The sequence below is a fragment of the Aquitalea palustris genome (assembly GCF_003693445.1).
Lineage (GTDB): Bacteria > Pseudomonadota > Gammaproteobacteria > Burkholderiales > Chromobacteriaceae > Aquitalea > Aquitalea palustris.
Genome location: NZ_RFAR01000038.1, coordinates 21385 through 41038, shown reverse-complemented (window position 1 = coordinate 41038; position 19654 = coordinate 21385). Strand labels below are relative to the sequence as shown.

At 63.6% G+C, this 19654-nt stretch carries 17 protein-coding genes; 4 read left to right on the top strand and 13 right to left on the bottom strand.

Going from position 1 to position 19654, the window contains the following annotated elements; all coding sequences use genetic code 11:
- Positions 1 to 110 precede the first annotated feature (110 nt).
- The 3 genes from EAY64_RS09865 (at position 111) to EAY64_RS09855 (ending at position 2175) form a co-directional block, all read left to right on the top strand.
- On the top strand, positions 111 to 1235 hold the full coding sequence (locus tag EAY64_RS09865) for a porin (RefSeq protein ID WP_103524601.1): 1125 nt from the start codon (positions 111 to 113) through the stop codon (positions 1233 to 1235).
- Between the two features lie 61 nt (positions 1236 to 1296).
- Positions 1297 to 1641, top strand: a complete 345-nt coding sequence (locus EAY64_RS09860; protein ID WP_103524600.1) for a DUF3088 family protein — start codon at positions 1297 to 1299, stop codon at positions 1639 to 1641.
- A gap of 27 nt (positions 1642 to 1668) precedes the next feature.
- Positions 1669 to 2175, top strand: a complete 507-nt coding sequence (locus EAY64_RS09855; protein WP_103524599.1) for a VOC family protein — start codon at positions 1669 to 1671, stop codon at positions 2173 to 2175.
- A 61-nt stretch (positions 2176 to 2236) separates the two neighbouring features.
- On the opposite strand, the gene EAY64_RS09850 is transcribed toward EAY64_RS09855, so the two are convergent.
- From EAY64_RS09850 to EAY64_RS09840, 3 genes are read right to left on the bottom strand one after another with little or no spacing between them, the layout of a single operon-like run.
- Positions 2237 to 3718 carry an aldehyde dehydrogenase family protein gene (locus EAY64_RS09850; RefSeq protein ID WP_103524598.1) on the bottom strand — a complete coding sequence of 494 codons (1482 nt, stop codon included), beginning with the start codon at positions 3716 to 3718 and terminating at the stop codon, positions 2237 to 2239.
- Positions 3719 to 3768: 50 nt separating this feature from the next.
- Positions 3769 to 4122: a cupin domain-containing protein gene (locus EAY64_RS09845; RefSeq protein ID WP_103524597.1), complete on the bottom strand. Its 354-nt coding sequence runs from the start codon at positions 4120 to 4122 to the stop codon at positions 3769 to 3771.
- A 39-nt stretch (positions 4123 to 4161) separates the two neighbouring features.
- Positions 4162 to 5565, bottom strand: a complete 1404-nt coding sequence (locus tag EAY64_RS09840) for an NAD(P)/FAD-dependent oxidoreductase (protein WP_103524596.1) — start codon at positions 5563 to 5565, stop codon at positions 4162 to 4164.
- A gap of 285 nt (positions 5566 to 5850) precedes the next feature.
- Between EAY64_RS09840 and EAY64_RS09835 the strand changes: the two genes are divergently transcribed.
- On the top strand, positions 5851 to 6771 hold the full coding sequence (locus EAY64_RS09835; protein WP_103524595.1) for a LysR family transcriptional regulator: 921 nt from the start codon (positions 5851 to 5853) through the stop codon (positions 6769 to 6771).
- A gap of 85 nt (positions 6772 to 6856) precedes the next feature.
- On the opposite strand, the gene EAY64_RS09830 is transcribed toward EAY64_RS09835, so the two are convergent.
- The 10 genes from EAY64_RS09830 to EAY64_RS09775 all read right to left on the bottom strand — a co-directional run bounded on the left by EAY64_RS09830 (position 6857) and on the right by EAY64_RS09775 (position 19424).
- A complete protein-coding gene (locus tag EAY64_RS09830; protein WP_103524594.1) occupies positions 6857 to 7522 on the bottom strand; it encodes a YiaD family glycine zipper/OmpA-like lipoprotein in 666 nt (221 codons plus the stop codon).
- A gap of 489 nt (positions 7523 to 8011) precedes the next feature.
- Complete coding sequence (gene gabP, locus EAY64_RS09820; protein WP_103524592.1) at positions 8012 to 9412, bottom strand: GABA permease; 1401 nt, start codon at positions 9410 to 9412, stop codon at positions 8012 to 8014.
- 562 nt (positions 9413 to 9974) lie between these two features.
- Positions 9975 to 10922 carry an ABC transporter substrate-binding protein gene (locus EAY64_RS09810; protein WP_199106446.1) on the bottom strand — a complete coding sequence of 316 codons (948 nt, stop codon included), beginning with the start codon at positions 10920 to 10922 and terminating at the stop codon, positions 9975 to 9977.
- Positions 10919 to 12946, bottom strand: a complete 2028-nt coding sequence (fhuB, locus tag EAY64_RS09805) for a Fe(3+)-hydroxamate ABC transporter permease FhuB (protein WP_103524590.1) — start codon at positions 12944 to 12946, stop codon at positions 10919 to 10921. The genes EAY64_RS09810 and fhuB overlap by 4 nt, the downstream gene beginning before the upstream one ends.
- 1 nt (position 12947) lies before the next feature.
- Positions 12948 to 13715 (bottom strand): ABC transporter ATP-binding protein, encoded by a 768-nt coding sequence (locus EAY64_RS09800; protein ID WP_103524589.1) that lies wholly within the window; start codon positions 13713 to 13715, stop codon positions 12948 to 12950.
- Positions 13699 to 14481, bottom strand: a complete 783-nt coding sequence (locus EAY64_RS09795; protein ID WP_103524618.1) for a siderophore ferric iron reductase — start codon at positions 14479 to 14481, stop codon at positions 13699 to 13701. The genes EAY64_RS09800 and EAY64_RS09795 overlap by 17 nt, the downstream gene beginning before the upstream one ends.
- A complete protein-coding gene (locus EAY64_RS09790; RefSeq protein ID WP_103524588.1) occupies positions 14471 to 16279 on the bottom strand; it encodes an IucA/IucC family protein in 1809 nt (602 codons plus the stop codon). The genes EAY64_RS09795 and EAY64_RS09790 overlap by 11 nt, the downstream gene beginning before the upstream one ends.
- Before the next feature lie 58 nt (positions 16280 to 16337).
- Positions 16338 to 16934 (bottom strand): GNAT family N-acetyltransferase, encoded by a 597-nt coding sequence (locus EAY64_RS09785; RefSeq protein ID WP_103524587.1) that lies wholly within the window; start codon positions 16932 to 16934, stop codon positions 16338 to 16340.
- Complete coding sequence (locus EAY64_RS09780) at positions 16921 to 18108, bottom strand: MFS transporter (RefSeq protein WP_103524586.1); 1188 nt, start codon at positions 18106 to 18108, stop codon at positions 16921 to 16923. Before EAY64_RS09780 ends, EAY64_RS09785 begins: the two co-directional genes overlap by 14 nt.
- Positions 18105 to 19424, bottom strand: coding sequence for a lysine N(6)-hydroxylase/L-ornithine N(5)-oxygenase family protein (locus EAY64_RS09775; RefSeq protein WP_103524585.1), 1320 nt, complete (start codon positions 19422 to 19424; stop codon positions 18105 to 18107). The genes EAY64_RS09780 and EAY64_RS09775 overlap by 4 nt, the downstream gene beginning before the upstream one ends.
- Between the last annotated feature and the right edge of the window lie 230 nt (positions 19425 to 19654).

The following is a 19654-nucleotide window of genomic DNA, read 5'->3' as shown; positions in this document are numbered from 1 at the left end:
TTGATTAATAAAACGGGAACATTGCGGAACAATAGCCATCAGCCACCGACAACGCATTCTGCACTGGCGGCCTGTGATGTTCTCTTTTCCAACTTAATCGCGACTTGATCATGAAAATAAAACTGCTCGCACTGACCATGGCGGCTCTGCCGCTACTGGCCCATGCCGATGATGGCGTCACCGTATACGGCAAAATCGCTGGCAACCTGTCCAATGTGAAAAGCTATTCAGCCACCACCAATAACGGCCAGCCCTTCAGCAGCTGGCGGGTAGATGACAACACCTCGCGCATCGGTTTCAAGGGCAGCGAGAATCTGGGTAATGGCGTCACCGCCATCTGGCAGGTGGAAAACCGCATTCACGTTGATGGCAGCGGTACGGATACCTTCGCCAGCCGCGACTCCTTTGTCGGCCTGCAAAGCGAGCTGGGCAAGATTCGCCTGGGTCGCCTGTCCGACTACGCCAACCTCGACATGGAATATATCGATCCGGGCTCCTACAGCAGCGTGGCCGGCCAGATCTACTCCACCCGTCTGGATGGCCGCATCAATAACGCCATCCGCTACGACAGCCCCAATCTGGCAGGTTTCAGCTTTACCACCACCTGGGGTGCCGATGAAAAGCGCGCCAGCGACAGCAGCGGCAACCCGACCAACAACCAGGTATTCAACCTGGGTCTGAGCTACGAACAGGCCGGCTACTTCGCCAAGTTCAGCTATGAGAACAAGGGCGATGCCCAGCAGGTGAACAGCTCAGCCCAGACCGGTGCCGTGAAAAACTGGTGGCGGGTGGAGGCTGGTTATATCAGCGACCCGATCTACCTGGCGCTGGGCTTCCAGAGCGTGAATGGCTACCTGGGGGTGAGCAGCGGCAAGTTCGTCGACAGCCCGGGCGTGGTTTACAACGTGAATGTGCTGAATGCCCGCCTGGCGGCCAGTGGCCTGAGCGCCAGCGCGGCGGCCTCCAGCCAGGAGGTGAAGGCGCGTGAGGCCGTACTCACCTTCGGCTACAACATCGGCCCGTGGCTGCCCTATGTCTCGCTGACCAAGGGCTATGACCTGAGCGTGGGCGGCAGTGACATCGACAAGACTGGCTACACCCAGTATGTGGTCGGCACCATCTACACGCTGTCCAAGCAGACCAAGGCCTATGCCTCGTATGGTCGTGCCAACTGGGGCGGCAATGGTGTGGCCAGCGAAAGCGCGCTGAGCCTGAGCCTGGCCAAGTATTTCTAAGCAGCACGGCCCCGCCTGCTGGCGGGGCTGCTTCCTGCCCACACCATAGCAAGGATGCCTGATGAGCCGTGACCTGTTATTGCTGCTGGAACCCGGTTTCAGCCGCCCCGACCACCCTGCCGCACAAGGCTTTGTCTGCCCGCACAGCACGCTGCTGGAAGGCCTGCTGGCGGTGCAACCGGCACTGGCCGAGCGCATTGAAATACGTCGACTACCGTTTCCACGCCCGCGCCATGCCGTGATCGAGCTGGTTGGCGAAGACAACCAGGCCCTGCCACTGCTGCTACTGGCTGCCGACAGCCCGGTGCCACCGCAGGCGGCGCAGCATCAGGGCCGCTATTTCCTGCAGGATGCCCGGCAGATCGCCGCCTATCTGGCCGAGCAGCATGCGGCCTATCATCTCTGAACCGTTCACCCTTAGCGAAAGCGCATCATGGGAATCAAACGCCTGAACCACGCCGTACTCTATGTCAGCGATGTGCCGCGCAGCACACGCTTTTACCAGGATGTTCTGGGCTTCCACCCCTCGTCCGGCCGGCAGCCGGAACAAGCCTTCTTTGCCCAGGCGGCAGAGTCGGACAACCATCACGACCTGGCCTTGTTCGCCCGCAATCTGGGGCAGCAACGGGCAGGCGTTTTCAGTCCGCGCGGCGAAACCCCGGCCGCCAACGAACCGCCGGCTGGCCTGTACCACCTGGCCTGGGAAGTGGATACCCTGCAAGAACTCAAGCGTATTCGCGACCAGTTGCAGGCGCTGGGCAAACTGGGTCTGGAAGAAGACCATGGCATCTTCAAGAGTGTGTATGGCCACGATCCAGACGGTTTGCTGTTTGAAGTCAACTGGTTCCTGCCCGCCGATGCCATCCGCGATGAAGACCGCGACATCGGCACGGCTGAGCTTGACTGGGAGCGCGAACTGGCACGCTTCGGCAAGCTTTAAAACACAGCGGGGGTGGTCGAGCCATGCTCGCCACCCCCTGGCCTATCCATCCCGCCTGCGCTTAGTGCTGATACCAGCCCACCGGCCCCGGCTGCAGATTGATATTCACCTGTTTCACCTGCTGGTATTCCAGCAGGCCGTTCACCCCCAGGTCACGGCCATAGCCGCTCATCTTGTAGCCGCCCCACGGCGCTTCATTGAAGGTGGGGTTGTAGCAGTTGATCCAGGTGACACCGGCACGGATTTCCTTCACCACCCGCAGCGCACGCGCACCATCGGTAGTGAATACACCACCAGCCAGGCCATAAGGGGTGTCATTGGCCATGGCAATCGCCTCGGCTTCGCTGGTGAAGGTCTGGATCGCCACCACCGGGCCGAATACCTCTTCACGCACGATGTCCATGTCGCGGGTGCAATTGTCGAAAATGGTGGGCTGCACAAAATAGCCCTTGGCGCATTCGCCCTCGGTATGGCGCACACCGCCGCACACCAGCGTGGCGCCCTGCTGTTTGGCGCGTTCGATATGGCCCAGCACCTTTTCCAGCTGGGCTGCCGACACGATGGCCCCCATGTCCGGGTCTTTCATGCCGGGGCCGATGCTCATGGCGCGGGCGCGTTCGGCCAGGCGGGCAACAAAGCGGTCCTTGATGCTCTCTTCGATCAGGATGCGCGAACCGGCCGAGCACACTTCGCCCTGGTTGAAGAACACGCCGATCATCGCCCATTCCACCGCACCTTCCAGATCGGCATCGGCAAAGATCACATTGGGCGACTTGCCACCCAGCTCCAGCCCCACTTTTTTCAGATTGCCCACTGCGGCGGCGGCAATGGTCTGGCCGGTGCGGGTGCTGCCGGTAAAGGTGATCATGTCCACATCGTGGCTGGCGGCCAGCTCCTGTCCGGCAGCCGGGCCGCTGCCCAGTACCAGGTTGGCGGTGCCGGCCGGCAGGCCCACCTGATGGAAAATCTCAAACAGGGCCACCGCCGACAGCGGGGTCACCTCGCTGGGCTTGAACACCACGGCATTACCAGCCGCCAGTGCCGGGGCCAGCTTCCACGCTGCCATCAGCAGCGGGTAGTTCCACGGCGTGATCAGCGCGCACACGCCAACCGGTTCGTGCATGGAATAAGCATGCATGGGGCCGAAGCCATCACTCACCTCGTACACCCCGCCCTGCGGCTTGGTGATCAGGCCGGCGTAGTAACGGAAGCAGGCAGCAGCATCATCCACATCGCAGCGCGCTTCGCGCAGCGGCTTGCCATTGTCCAGCGTGTCCATGACGGCCAGTTCGTCGGCGCGGGCGGCGATGGCATCGGCAATGCGCAACAGCAGGTCGGCGCGCTTGGGGCCGGCCATGCGTCGCCATGCGCCGCTCTGGTAAAACGCCGCCTTGGCGGCGGCAATCGCCTGCTTGCTGTCCTCGGCCACGCTGTCGGTGACCAGGGCAATCACCTCGCCATTGGACGGGTTGATCACTTCGCGGGTGGCACCGCTGACCGAAGCCTGCCACTGGCCGTTGATATAGTTGTTGCGCACTTCCATGCTTCCCTCCTCCTGCTTGTTATGGTCGCCCAGTCTCCGTGGTGGAGTGCTCAGGCGATATAGATCTTGCGTAGCGTGTCGGTGACGGTCCAGGTGGTGGCCGTACCCGCTGCCAGGTGGCCGACGCTGCCGGCCTGCAGCTGCAAGGCCGGGCGGCCATCGGCAAAGCTCACCGTAGCACTGCCGGCCAGCACCACGAAAAATTCGTCCACCTCAACGTCGGTGGTGACGCTGGGCGACATTTCCCACACGCCTATGCTGCAGCCATGCAGGCTGCCCAGTTCGGCCGTGCCGACACGGGCCGGGCCGGCAATCAGCTGAGCAGCCGGGACATCGCGGTATTCCAGTGCAACGCGCGTGGCGTCCACTGCGTGGTTGGCCAGCAGGGCAAAGGGATTGGACATGGTCGGTTCCTTGGATTCTCAAAAAAGGGGCGAACAGATTCAGGAGTCGAAGCCCAGACCCAGCGCATCCATGGTGCGCAGCATCAGGTTGCGCTTGCCGTGGTTGTGGTCGGCGCGGTTCAGCGACCAGCGCGTGGCCTGTACCGCCACATAGGCCAGCGGCTCCGGCGGGAAAGGCGGCGGGATCTCGCGCACCATGCGCAGCCGGGTGCGTTCGGTATCCAGCCCGTCCAGCTTGTCCAGCAGCACATTGCCGGCAAAGCGGGTGGCCCCGACACCCAGGCCGGTAAAGCCGGCGGCATAAGCCACCTTGCCACCACGCGCCAGCGCGAAAAAGGCACAAAAACGGGTAGAGGTATCAATGGCACCACCCCAGCGATGGCTGAAACGCAGCCCGGCCAGTTGCGGGAAGGTGGTGAAGAAATGGCTGGCCAGCCGTTCGAACGATTCGGGGCGGTCGTCATGCTGATCGCTCACCTTGCCGCCAAAGTTGTACACCGCATCGTAGCCGCCAAACAGGATGCGGTTGTCGCGGGTAATGCGGTAGTAGTGAAACTGGTTGGCCATGTCGGCAATGCCCTGACGATGCTGCCAGCCGATGGAGGCCAGTTGTTCTGGCGTCAGCGGCTCGGTCATCAGCACGTAGTCGTATACCGGGATGGTGTGCCAGCTATAACGCTTGAGCAGCGAGGGAAAGGCATTGGTAGCCAGCACCACCCGTGCTGCGTTCAGCTGGCCCTGCGCCGTATGCAGCGTCACCTGGCGGCCGCTGCTCTGCAGCCTGGTCACCGCCGACTGTTCGTAAATCTGCACCCCCAGCTCACTGGCCACCCGTGCCAGCTCCAGCACCAGCTTGCCGGGGTGGATCATTGCCGTGCTGTCCTTTTCCCAGAAGCCGGACAGGAAGGTGGGCGAATTCAGTTCGGCGCGGATTTCCGCCGCACTCATATAGCCTTCGCCGCGCAGCTGCTCGTCCTGGTAGGGCTCCACCGCCACCACCAGCACGCCGGTGCGCTCGAAATCACAGTCGATGCCATAACGCTGGATGGTGGCTTCGATTTCGTCCAGATTACGCAGGCCCAATGCTTCCAGCTCGGTCATCTCCTCCGGCCAGCGCTTGTGACCGTTTTCTTCGCCATGGGTGAGGCTGGCTTCGCAAAAGCCGCCGTTGCGGCCGGAAGCGGCCCAGCCTACACGCTGTGCTTCCAGCAGTACCACGCTGCGCGCCGGGTCGCGCTCCTTGGCCAGAATGGCGGTCCACAGTCCGAGAAAACCACCGCCGACAATGGCCAGCGCGGTATCGGCGCGGCCCTGGAACTGGGGAAAGGCGCGGCGGCGGGCGGCCACGTCGTCACCCCAGAACGGGCGGTTGACGCTATCGGCCAATGCGCTGTGGATCAGCGCGCTTGCGGGAGCCTGACGTTCGAAAACGATTTGCGGCATAAAGCTGTCATTCCTTGTGCACATTGCACGCTGTTTGAGATTGGGTACGACGACCGGCGGCGGACACACGGCAGCTTGCCAGCGCTGGCGAATGTTTGCTGGCCTTGCCGGTACGGCGCCAGACCAGTGTAGCCTGCACGCTGCGCCGCTGCCGCACGCCTGGCGTGGCAGGCCCGGATAATGGTCCGGACTGTGGCCAGTTTGCGGCTTGGCATAGCTTGTATCAGGTGATATGTTGAGATAAATCCATAATTTCTTAACTTCAGTTTTAGTTTTACTCACCTGATGAGCAAAAAACCCCCTTTAAGCCAGGTCAGCGATTTTGATATCCGCCTGCTGCGCCTGTTCAAGACCGTCGTGGAATGCGGCAGTTTTTCCGCGGCCGAAAGCGTGCTGGGCATCAGCCGCTCGGCCATCAGCCTGCATATGGGGGACCTGGAAAAGCGGCTGGGCATCTGTCTGTGTCAGCGTGGTCGCGCCGGTTTTGCGCTCACCGACGAGGGGCGCGCGGTGCTGCACGCCAGCCAGACCATGCTGGCGGCCATCGAGGAATTCCGCACCGAGGTCAACCAGCTACACCATCAGCTACGTGGCGAGCTGAACATCGGCATCATCAATAATCTGGTCACCCAGTCGCACATGCACCTGACGCGGGCGCTGAAATCGCTGAGCGCACGCGGGCCGGGGGTGCGCATCAATATCTCCATGACCACCCCCAGCGAAATCGAACTGGGCGTGCAGGACGGCCATCTGCATGTTGGCGTGGTGCCGCTGATCAACCCGCTGTCCGGGCTGGATTACATCCAGTTATATGAAGAACATTCCTTGCTGTACTGCAGCCGCGAACACCCCTTCTTTGCCCGTACCGACATGGATATCAGCGAGGAAGAGCTGTGCCGAGCCGAGGCGGTGGCCCCCAATTACCGCCTGACCGCCGAAGCCATGGAGCGCCACCATGCGCTCAATTGCAGCGCCACCGCCTCCGACCGCGAAGGGATTGCCTTCCTGATCCTCACCGGCGGCTATATCGGCTTTCTGCCCGACCACTTTGCCGCTGGCTGGGTGGCACAAGGGGTAATGCGCCCCTTGCACCCGGCCCGCTTCTGCTACGACATTCCGCTCAATGTGGCCATGCGCAAGGGCCGCCGCCCCAACCGGGTACTGGAATGTTTCCTGCAGGCGCTGGAAGACAGCCGCAAGGCCTGAAGGCCCGCGACAGGCCTGTCATGCAAAAAGCCCGCACAGGCGGGCTTTTGCTGTTGTGCGGCCGTGGCAGGCCGCAGCGGCGGATTTACTTGCCAGCTTCGCCGACAAAGATTTCCACGCGGCGATTGGCAGCGCGACCGGCCACGGTGCTGTTGTCGGCCACCGGCTGACGCGAGCCCATGCCATCGATGGCGATACGGTTGGCAGCCACGCCACGGTTGACCAGGTAGTCGCGGGTGGCGCTGGCGCGGTTGACCGACAGCGGATTGTTGATGGCATCGCTGCCGGTATTGTCGGTATGGCCAACGATACGCACGGTGGTGACCGGATTCTGCTGCAAGGTGGTGGCGAAGCGATCCAGTACCGGGCGCAGATTGGGCTTGATATCGTAGCTGCCGGAATCAAACGACACGTCGCTGGGGATATTCAGCTTGAGCTGGTTGTCGGCAGTCTGGCTCACGCTCACCCCAGTCCCCTTCGAAGCCTGCTCCATGGCTTCTTTCTGTTTCTGCATGTGCTGCGACCACAAATAGCCGCCACCCGCACCCAGCGCTGCACCCACGGCAGCACCGGTCACCGCGCTGCGACCGGTGTGACCGCCGGCAGTCAGCGCGCCCAGCAAGGCACCAACACCCGCGCCAACTGCAGCACCAGTGCCGGTGGTTTGCTGGGTTTCATTCATATTGGCGCAACCGCTCAGGCTGGCCACCGCCATACTAACGACCAACAGCGAAGTGACTTGTTTTTTCATCGTAGACTCCTTGTTACGGGATGAGCATGCTGCATGCCCGATACAGATACCGTCCGTGCCCACCGCAAGCGGCGCACGATGGCGGCCTTCATGGTTATGGTTAGCCAGCGCCACAAGCCGGGCTGGCCGCTGCAATCAGAACAGCTGATACATGGCATCAGGTCCCTGCTGCTGCAAGGTGGGCCGACCCAGGCTGCACCAATATGGCCAGCAGGCTAGGCAGCGTCCAGGGCGCGACAAGCACCGCTTATGGCCGGATCAGGCGGCACAAGTTCACCAGGCTGGTGTGGCTGCCATTATTTTAAATCATAGCAAGTAACTGTTTACATTCTAGCCTTGCTTCCCGCTACCGTATGTAAGCAATCGTGTGCCTTGTGTAAGGGAAAGTACAGCCTGACAGGAGCCGGCGGCGACAAAAAAAAGCCCCCTTGCGGGGGCGTAAGTGATGCTAAGGGTCGTCAGGGAAAGCAAAAACGGATAATCGGCCGCTCAGGACTGCGTGGCCACCTTGGCCGGGCGTGACTCCATCCACGGCGTGCCGTACAGACGGGAGCGAATCCAGCCCACCGCCAGCAATGCCACGGCCAGTGCACCGGTGCTGATCACTTCGACCTGGTGCTCGGGACGGATGGCCATCAGCAATACCACGGCGCAGATGAACACGATGACAATCCAGGTCAGTGTCGGGAACATCCACATGCGGAAGGCCGGCGTTTCACCATTGGCCTCCATGCGCTGACGCATGCGCAGCTGGGAAATGGCAATCACCAGGTACACCAGCAGGGCGATGGTGCCGGAGGTAGCCAACAGGATGTCGAACACTTCCTTGGGTACCAGGTAGTTGGCAATCACGGTGATGAAGCCCACCACCATGGAGCCAAGCACCGCCTTTTGCGGCGTGCCGTTGGCGGCGATATCGCCAAACATCTTCAGGGCATCGCCACGGCTGGACAGCGAGTACAGCATGCGCGAGGCGGTATACAGCGCGGAGTTGAGACAGCTGGCTACCGACACCAATACCACTACGTCAACAATGGCCTTGGCATTGGGAATACCGATCAGCTGCAGCGTGCGCTGGTAGGAACCCAGAGCGGCCAGTTGCGGATCGTTCCACGCCACCAGCGCGGTCACCACAAAGATGGAACCCAGATAGAACAGGCTGATCCGCCATACCACCGAATTGGTGGCCTTGGTGATCTGCTGCTGCGGGTTGTCCGATTCAGCCGCCGCGATGGTGACGATCTCGGTCCCGAGGAAGGTGAACATGGTGGTCAGCATGGCACCCAGCACGGCGCCAAAGCCATTGGGCATGAAGCCGCCGTGATCAAACAGGCGGGCAGTGCCACTGACCTGGCTGCCCGGAATCAGGCCCAGCATGGCCGCACCGGCCACCGCCAGGAAGGCAACAATTGCCACCACTTTCACCAGCGCAAACCAGAACTCGAACTCGCCGTAGTTCTTCACGCTGAACAGATTGGTGATGGTAAGCAGTACGGTAATGCCCAGGGCAAAGGCCCACATCGGCACGCCGGCAAACCAGGCATGCAGGATGGTGGCGGCAGCGTTGGCTTCCAGCGGAATCACCAATACCCAGAACCACCAGTACAGCCAGCCGATGATGTAGCCGGCCCAGTGGCCGATGGCACGGTCGGCATAGGTGGAAAACGAGCCGGTATCCGGCGCGGCTACCGCCATTTCACCCAGCATGCGCATGACCAGCACCACCAGCAGGCCGGCCATGGCATAGGCAATCAGCACGGCAGGGCCGGCTTCGGCGATGGCGTGGCCGGAGCCGACAAACAAACCGGCACCGATGACACCGGCAATGGACAGCATGGTGACGTGACGCTGCTTGAGCCCGTGGCTCAAACCTTGAGATGAAGCACTCATGAAAGAATCTCCCAAACCGGCGGCCCGCGTGGGCAGGTCCGCCGGCTAATAACATTTTTTGTTTTTGTAGCGGTGAAAGTGACCCACATTACTGCTTGCCTGCTGCCGACAAGACCACGGCCAGCCCGGTAGCGGGCGCAGCCCATGCAGGCCGATTCGGGATGCTTGCGGCATTTGTCAGCACGGCTACTGTTTATGCTGCCATGCGGTAAAAAAATGGCATTTTTTTAAACAGCAAGCCATTGACTACAATATCCAAAGTAGTCAAATCCTTGTATTGAATGAACTTTACAAGAGTTGCCGGCCTGATGATTCTAATCATGCGTTTAATAAAACACCACAATGAATAATATTTTAAACAGCAAATCAGCGCGTCCGCCGCTCGAAAAATGGCAGGCAAGTCATTGAAAGAAATGGCTTTGCCAGGAAAAATGCACAAGGAGTAAAAACCAGGAAAAAACACCATATCTGGAAGAAAAATGCACTGGACGCCACACTTTTCAACTTATCCAAGTGCCAGCCGCCAGCCACGGCAGGCGGCGGCAAACAGCGCCATGCCGCGCTAGCGTAAAGATGGCCTGCTGGCCGCCGCTGCGATGGGTAATTGCAGCAGGGCAGCGGTCATGCCCTGTGCCAGATAGAGCAGCGAGGCCGCACCGCCATAGCTCCAGGCCGGCGCCACGGCGGCAAAGCGCTGCTGCCGCACAAAGGGCAGGCCCTGCCACAAGGGGCTGGCAAACAGCTGCGGCGCGGCGGCAAAGGGCTGCTGATACAGCACGATATCCTGGCGCAACGCCAGCAGCTGACCCACCCGCTGCTGGCTGACACCCCATACCGAGGGCGCCGGCTGCGCCGTGGTGCGCAGGCCCAACCGGCGCAGGGCCAGCACCGGCATGGCATTGCTGCCGTAGACATACACCATGGACGGGTTGGCAAAGCGGATGACCTGCACCGTGGGCCAGGCAGCAGCACCACGCGCCTGCAACTGCTGGCGCAAACCGGCAAAGCCTTGCTCCAGCAGCTGCAAGCGCTGCTGCGCCTGCAGCTGCCGCCCCAGCACCCGCCCCAGTTGCAGCAGGATGCGCTCGGCTGCCTGCGCATGATCCTGCCCCGGCTGATAGGCGTCGATATTCAACACCGGGGCAATGCGCTGCAGGCTGCTGCGCATGGACAGCAAAGTGGGGCTGATGATGATCAGCTGCGGCTTGAGGCTGGCCAATAGCTCCAGATTGGGTTCCAGCCGGCTGCCGGCCGACGGCACCTGCGCCGGCAGGCGCGGACGTACCACCCACTGCCGGTAGTCATCGGCATCTGCCACCGCCAGCGGGGTAATGCCCAGTTCCAGCAGGTTTTCCGCCGCCTCCCAGCTCAGGGCGACAATGCGTTGCGGCGGCGAGCCCGCCGGCTGGCGGCTGGCCTGTTCCAGTTCATCCATTCCCCCCGCCATGGCCGGCAGCAAGCTGCCGGCCAGCCAGACGACAAAGCAACAAAGCAGTACGCGCAAGCTCATCGCCCACCCCCACGGCGCAGCCGTTGCCAGCACAGCAGCACGATGAAATAGGCCCCGCACAACACCGAGGCCAGCATGCCCAGCGGCAACTGCCGTGGATAGATCAGTACCCGCCCCAGCCAGTCGGCCAGCAGCAGCAGCATCGCCCCCAGCATGGCCGCCAAGAGCAACTGTGCCACCGGCCGGCGTGCGCCCAGCAGCGCAGCGATATGCGGAGCCAGCAAGCCCAGAAAAGCCACCGGCCCCAGCACTGCCGTCACCACCGCCGTCAGCAAGGCCACCAGCAGCAGCAAGCCCAGCCGCGCCCGTTCCAGCACCAGACCGCGCCCCTGCGCCACGCCATCGCCGGTGGACAGCAAGGCCAGCACCCGTTGCGCCGCCAGCGCCAGCATGCCCAGTAGCAGCACCGCCAGGCTCAGCCATAGCGCCTGTGCGCCGCTGACCCGGTAACTGGAACCGGCCAGCCAGCCCAACACGGCAAAGCTGTCCGCCGTCCCCTTGGCCAGCACTGCCTGCAGCAGCGCATCCAGCAAGGCCGCCAGGGCAATGCCGCTCAGCGCCATCATGCCGGGGGCGTAGCCTTGCCTGCGCCCCAGCCACAACAGCAGCCCCAACACCAGCAGGGTGCCGGCCAATACCAGCAGCGGCCCGCCCTGTAGCAGAGGCTGCCCCAGCCAGCTGGCTGCCAGCAACAAGGCCAGGCTGCCGCCAGCCGACAGGCCCAGCAGATCGGGGCTGGCCAGCGGATTGCGCAATAGCCGTTGCAGCAACACCCCGGCCATCGCCAGCCCGGCGCCGGCACTGAGCGCCACCAGGCTGCGCGGCCAGCGCAAGGACCAGAGCAGCGCTTCCGGCCAGCCCAGCACCCAGCGCAGTTGCCCGCCAGCAGGCATCGGCGACAGGCAAACACTCAGCAGGGTCAGCAGCAGTAACAGGGAAACCGCCAGCAGCCAGCCTCCCCTGCCCCAGCGCCGCTGGCCAGCCACCACACTGGGTGGTGCAGCCGCCTGCTGTGCCGGCCGCAGATTACGCCGCGCCAGCCACAGCAAGGCCGGTGCGCCCAGCAAGGCAGTCACCGCACCGCTGGGCAGGCTATCACCCGCCCACTGACTGAAGGCCAGTGCCAGACAATCACTACCCAGCAGGCACAGTGCCCCCAGCAGCGCGCTGGCAGCCAGCTGCGCCCGTGGCTGGCGTGCACCGAGCAGGCTGGCCAGATTGGGCGCGACCAGGCCGATGAAGCCGATCAGCCCCACCGCCGCCACCGACACCGCACTCAGCCACAACGCTGCCAGCAGCAATAACAGAATGGTGCTGATGGCCACGCCACGGCCACGCGCAGCGGCCAGCCCCAGCACCAGCAGCGACAGCGGGCGCGGAGCCAGCCATAGCAAGAGCAGGGCCGGGCTGAGCCGGGGCAGCAGCCACAGCGTCCATTGCCAGTCGATCTGAGCCAGATCGCCAGCACCCCAGACAAACAGATTGCGCGCGTACTGGTCGTGCAGCAGCACCAGCGCCGTCGCCAGCGCGCCCAGCAGCAGGTTGACCGCCATGCCGCCCAGCACCAGCGGCAAGCCGTTCAGCCCCTGCGGCCCGGCCAGCAGCAAGACCAGCCCCAGCGCCAGCATGGCCCCGCCCAGCGCCGGCCAGGCCGGGTGCAGCGCCAGCACGCCGGGCAGGAAGATACTGGCCAGCACCACCCCCAGCCATGCCCCGGCCGACAGGCCCAGCGTCATTGGCGACACCAGCCGGTTGCCGGTCAGCTGCTGCAGCACGCTGCCGGACAAACCCAGTGCAGCCCCCACCAGCAGGGCCATTGCCGCACGCGGCAAGGCCGCATAGTGGAATTGCAGGCCGCTGAAATCGACCGGTGCCTGCCACAGCTGCGCCCACTGTGCGGCCGGGTGCAGCCCGCCATCTAGCCACAGGTGTAAGGACAACAAGCCCAGCAGGCCGCATAGCAGCAGCGGATAGCGCCAGCCACGCCAGCTGGCAGGTAATAACAAGGTGATGACTGCTTGCATCTCAGGCCACCACCGCTACCGGACAGGGCTGGCCGGCCTGCGGCAGCAGCTGGATATCCACCCCGTACAGCCCTGACAGGCGCGGCGAATGCAGCAGCTCCAGCGGCGAGCCATCGAAATACAAGCGCCCTTGCTGCAAGGCGACGATGCGGTCGGCATGGCGAGCCGCCAGATTGATGTCGTGCAGCACCACCACCACGCCACGGCCGCTGTCGCGGTTAAGCTGCCGCAGCAGGCCCATCAGCTGGTATTGGTGTGCCAGGTCCAGCGCCGAAGTCGGTTCGTCCAGCAGCAACAGCGGCGACTGCTGCGCCAGCAGCATGGCAATCCAGGCGCGCTGGCGCTCGCCACCAGACAATAGCTCGGCCTCGTGTGCGGCGTGCTGCATCACATCGGCAGCACGCATGGCCTCGGCCACGATGGCACTGTCTGCAGCACTCCAGCGGCCAAATGCGCCCTGCCAGGGATAGCGCCCCAGCCCCACCAGCTCGGCTACGGTCAGCCCGGCCACCTCGGGCAGGCGCTGCGGCAAATAAGCCACGGCACGGGCAAACTGCCGCGCCGACAGCCGGTTCAGCGGCTGGCCATGCAAGTGCAACTGTCCCTGATCGGGCTGTAACTGGCGCGCCAGCAGGTTCATCAAGGTGGATTTGCCGGAGCCGTTATGCCCCAGGATGACGGTGAAAGCCCGGCCATCCAGCTGCAAGGCCGGCAGTTGCAATACGCTACGGCCTTGCCGCTCCACACGGATATCACGCAGGGTCAGCATGCTGCGCCCACTCCTCTCTCAGCAGCGCCACACGCGCTGTTACTTGCAATTTCGGGCAGGTGCTGCACAGCGCACCATCGCAACGGCGGAAATGCTGGCAGCAGGCACGCCGCGCCAGCGCCAGCCGCTCGCCACCGTTTTCCAGCGTTACCGGCCACACGCCGCTGGCCTGCGGCAAGCCCAGTGCGCTCAGCCATTGCCCGGTCAATTGTTCGATGGCGGCGTTGTCGCGCGCCGGTTGCAGTCGCTGCAACAACAGCAAGGCCGCCACCACGCAATCGGCCAACAAGCGACCAGCCAGCTTGGCATGCAAGGGCTGCTGCGCGGCCAGTTGCGGCAACACGGTGGCGGCGATGGCGCTCAGCTGCGCGGCCGCTGGCGGGCGCAGACTGGCTGCCGACCCATGGCGCAGCGGCTGCGCCGGCAGGGAAAAACCGGCCACCATGCCGGGCAGCAGGCATTGCTGCATGGAGCTCCAGTCCGGCAGGGCTCCCGCCAGCTCCACCGCCAGCACCGTGGCGTAAGCCGGCTGCCACAGCAGCAGGCCCCAGCTACGGCAGCCCCAGTAATGCGGGCCGGCTTCCGGATGCCGGCTGCGCAAATGCAGCAGCAGCTGGCCAATGGCCGGGCCGGCCGCCGCCAGGGCAAACTCGTCGGCGGCGGCCTCGCCTATGCGGCCATCCAGACCGGGCAGCGCCTGGGCCAGCTGTTGTAGCAACTGGCCCAGCGCACTACCCTCGCCTGCGGTGCTGGCGTCAAACGGCATGGCTGGCCAGTGGATTGTGCAGGGTGCCGGCAAACTTCAGATTGCCAGCCGGATTGGCCAGATCCAGCATCTGCTGGTTATTGCCCAGTTGCAGCCGGTTCAGGCATGAGCGGGCAAACTCCGGCATGAACAGGTCGTAGCGGGCAAAGCGCTCGGCCAGTTGCGGGAATTGCTGTTGATAGCCCTGTATGCACCCGGCCACCTCCTGCCAGAACACCTGCTCCGGCAGGTCGCAGTGCTCATCCAGAATGGCCGCCAGGTAGCGGAAGAAGCCGTCGAACACATCGGTAAACAGCGCCAGCAGCTTCATCTCCTCCGGCACCTTCACCGCCAGCCGCGCCACGGCAGGCGGCAGGGCGGCATCCGGATTCAGGATGGCGGCTTCCTCGGCAATGTCCTTCATGATGGCGCGCTGCGGAATATTGTTTTCCAGCTGCAGGATGAGGTTTTCCCCGTGCGGCATGAACACCAGTTCATGGGCGTAGAAGCAGTGCAGCAGCGGTGCCAGATAGGCTTGCAGATAGCGCGCCACCCAGCTGCGCGCATCCAGGCCGGAACTGTGGATCAGCGCCGCCAGCAAGGATTCCCCGGCGGCATCGATGTGCAATAGCGCGGCCATGGTCATCAGCCGTTTGCCCGATCCCAGCAGCGCGGCCGGGCTTTCGCGCCACAGCGCCGACAACATCTTCTTGTACGGCGAATCCTTGCTGATGCCGCCATCGAAATAGGGATTGCGAAAACCGATGGAAGCCACTTCGCGCAGGATGGCAAAGCCCTGCTGATGCAGGTAGGCATCGCTGTCCACCAGTTGGCGGATCCAGTCGTTGATGGCCGGGGTGGCCAGCATGTAATACGGCGACAGCCCACGCATGAAGCCCATATTGAGAATGGACAGCGCGGTTTTCACATAGCGGCGCTGCGGCTGGCTGATGTTGTAGAAGGTGCGGATGGACTGCTGCGCCAGATAGGCATCCTCGCCATAACCCAGGCAGACGATATGGCGCTGTGCCACCTCCGGCGCAAAGGACATGGCCAGCTTGTTGAACCACTGCCAGGGGTGGGCCGGCATCAGCAGGTAGTCGTCCATCTCCAGTTGCTGTGCGGCCAGCTGGCGGGCAAAGCCGGCCAGTGCCTCGCCGCCCAGTTCTTCTTGCAGCAGGCGCTGGTAGTCCAGATCGGCCGCGCACGAGAAGGTGGCACGCGACTTGTGCACCGCCAGCCAGATCAGCCGCTGTGGCGCGGCCGCTTCCGGCGCATGGCGCAGGTAGTCCACCGCATCGAAGCCGATGCGGCCGTTATTGGCGACAAAGCCGGGGTGGCCTTCCATCATGCTGGTTTCCACCGACTGGAAATCGGCACGGGTCAGCTCCTCGGCACTCAGCCCGCCACGGGCATGCTTGTAGGCACTGCCATACAGGGTGCTGCTGATCTCTTCCAGATACACCGGCATCATGTCGTCGCCAATGCCCAGCAGACCTTTGAATTCGATGATGAAGGCCAGCGCATCCAGCGCGGCCGGCGCCCCGTGCAGGCTGCGGCTGAGCGAAGCGGCATCGATCAGCCAGTGCTCCAGCGCCAGCACGCGGGCGCGGAAAGTGTATTCGCCGCTGCCATCCGGGATGGGCAGGCGGTAGCTGCCCCAGTCGCCCTGCTGCTGTTGCAATTGTGGAGCCAGCAACAGCTCGTGGGAGAACTCGGCAATGGCCTTGCGCAGCAGCAGGCGGTTGACCTTGGCCCAGATGGCCGGCTGCAAATGTTGAACCAGTTGTTGCGGATGTTGATGGCTAGGCGTTTGCATGGTGTTCCTTGCGTGACGGCCGCACAGCGCCGAGGGGGGCGGCCGGAATAATGGGTGATCAGACGGCACAAGCCGGCTGGGCGGCGGCGCAGGCCGCGGCAAACTGTGCCCGGCTGCAAAAAGCCAGCGCAGCACGCTTGTGTGGCAGCTGGATCTCGCCCTGATAAACAAAGCCGGCATGGCGGTTGAGGCGGTGGATCTTGTCATTGCGCACATCCGGCTCCACCACCACCCGCGCCACGGCCGGGTCGGCAAACAGCGCTGCCAGCACGGTATGCATCACCGCCCGGCTGAAACCGCTGCGCGGCTGCAAAGGTGGAGCCAGCAGCAGATGCATGCCGATATCGCCCGGCTGCACCGGGTAGTGCCGGCCCAGTTCGTCGTGCGCCGGGTCGTAACGCTCCATCAGGAAGGCCGGCACACCGTCCAGCCGGCCCAGCAGTGCCTGGGCATGGCCGCTGTCCTGCAATTGGGCATAGGCGGCGGTGACCGCCGCCAGATCGCAGTGCTGCATGCCCCAGTAACGGGCGTAATCGCGGCCAACCCAGTCGTGCAGCAGCGGCATGTCCTGCGGCACGCGCAGCGGATAAAGGCTGAACTCGCCCATGCCGGCAAATCGATGGGAAAACAGCGGAGCAAGGTCAGGCGTGCTCATCAGCAAACTCCTTGGGAAAGGGTGGCCGAACGGTGGGCAATAACAGCGGATAAGCCAGCAGGCACAGCAGCAGCCCCAGCGCCGCCACCACAAAGGGCGCAGCCAGGCCATAAGCCGCCACCAGCGCACCGGCGGCACTGGACGACAGTAATACGCCCAGGTTCTGGCACAGATTGATGCGGCTGTAGTCACGGGCGTAATGCAGCGGGGTGCTCAGGCGGAACAGCTGCATATCCAGCCGCACTGTCAGCTGGAACAAGGCCCAGCCGAACAGGCAGCGTCCCAGCAACAGCAGTGGCAGCTGTGGCAGCGCCTGCAGCAGCAAGCCGCCCGCCCCCAGCAACAGCAGGCTGCGGGTACTGCCGGCCGCTGGCCGGGCAAGCCGCTGCCGGCGCCGGTTGTGCCACAGGCCGAGCAAGGCCAGCAGCGCCGGCAAGGCAAACACCGCCGCTGCCAGCGTGCTGTTGTCCAGCCCGCTTTGCTGCTGCCAGTACAGGGCAAAGAAGCCACGCACCAGATAGGCGCTGCAGTAAAACAGCAGCATCAGCAAGCCCAGCCGCCACAGGCCGCCAGCCGCTTGCTGCGGGTGTTCGCCCACGCTGCTGGCCGGTGCGGCAGCCTGCGGCAAGGCCGGTAGCGGTACGCGCAGCAGCCACAGGCACAAACCCATCTGCGCCAGATCGGCCAGTGCCATCAGCAAGAAGGCATGGCGGGCTGGCAACAGGCCCAGCAATACCCCGCCCAGCAAAGCCCCGGCGATGCCACCAAAGTGGACGATGACCGACAGCAGGCCGATCAGCCCGGCATGCTCCTGCGGTGCGGCCTGGCTCATCAGCCGCGGGTAGATCAGCAGATAGCTGGATTTGCAGCCCACCATGGCCAGCGAAGCCAGCCAGAACAGCAACATGCTGTCGGCGGCGTAGCAGACTACGCACAGCAGCGCTGCCGCCAGCTGGGTGAAGGGCAGCAGCCGCAGCAACTCCACCCGCCGCGCCAGCCGCGCCCACAGCGGCAGCGCCAGCATCACCACCAGGCATAGCGCGGCCAGATAGTTGCCCACCAGCCGGGCATCTTCCACGCCGAAACGGCTGGCGAAGTACTGCGGGTAAAACGGCAGCAGTACCGCATCGCCCACCACCGCCAGCGTGCTGAGCGTCAGCAAGGCCCGCCTCATGCGCTGAGTCTTTCCGGATCAGGCAGGCTGTCCGGTGCGGTGAATTGCTGGAAGGCAATGCGCTGCTCCACCGGGTAATGCTCCACGCCGCTGATGCTGCGAATCAGCCGCGCATTGCGATAGCAAGCCATGCCCAGATCCGGCGACGACAGGCCGTGGGTGTGCAGCTCGGCGTTTTGCACAAACAGGCGATGCTCGGCATCGATGCTGTAATCGCGTGCCACGGCAAAACGGCCACGTTCGTCACGGCGGATACGACCGGCAATCGGCGCCAGGAAGGCCGGCTGGCGGTAGCCATAGCCGGTCGCCAGCACCAGCCCGGCTGTTTGCAGACTGAAGCGCTTTTGCTGCTCCAATTGCTGCAGCTCCAGCTGGAAATGCCCTTGCGCCTTGTCGTAGCGGCAGTCGCTGAGTGCGGTATTGGCCAGCAGCATGGTGGCCGGTGTACCGTTCAGGTGCTTGCGGTACAAGAGTTCGTGGATGTCGTTGATCAGGCTGGCATTGATGCCCTTGAACAAGCCTTTTTGCTGTTGCAACAACTGGTCGCGCTGCGGCAGCGACAACCGGTGGAAGTAATCCACATACTCCGGCGAGGTCAGCTCCAGCGTGAGCTTGGTGTATTCCAGCGGGAAAAAGCGCGGCGAGCGGGTCAGCCAGTTCAGCTGGTAGCCGTAGCGGTCGATGTCCTGCAGCAAGTCGTAGTAAATCTCTGCCGCGCTTTGCCCGCTGCCGACAATGGTGATGGACGGCTGGCGCTGCAGCGCCGCCTTGTCGGCCAGATAGCTGGCCGAATGGCTGGCCTGCCGCGCTACCGACTGGCAGCACTCCGGCCACAGCGGCACGGTGCCGGTGCCCAGCACCAGATGGCGGGCGCGGTACAGCTCCAGCTCGCCGCTGGCCAGGTTCTGGCAATACACCTGGTAGAGGCTGTTGATTTCGTCGTACTCCACCCGCTCTACCTGGCGCTGCCAGCGCAGGCTGTCCAGCTGGGCGCATACCCACTGGCAGTACTGGTTGTATTCCTGGCGCAGCATGAAGAAATCTTCGCGGATGTAAAAAGCGTAAATCCGCCCGCTGCTTTTCAGGTAGTTGAGAAAACTGAAACGGCTGGTGGGGTCGGCCAGCGTCACCAGATCTGCCAGAAACGGCGTTTGCAGGGTGGCGTTTTCCAGCAACATGCCCGGGTGCCAGTCAAAACCCGTCGCCTGATCCAGGAATACACCGTCCAGCCCTTCCAGCGGCTGGGTCAGGCAGGCCAGGCCCAGATTGAAGGGGCCGATGCCGATGGCCACGAAATCGTGAATCTTGCCATTCATCGCGCCATCCTCCGCCGCGTGGCGTCACTTGCTGCTTGCAGGACAAAAGTCAGTTTCATTCGGGTCGCTCTCCGTGTGCTGGTCAGGCCAGCGGGTGGGAGGCCGGCCACGGCCGCAGCGCGTGCAGGCCGTTTGCCGGTCAGGGCTGGCGCAGCGGGCAATACCGGCCCGTTGCGCCGCTACAGGACAGACCACCCGCTACATGGCTGGCGACTCGCTGTTGCTTGCTC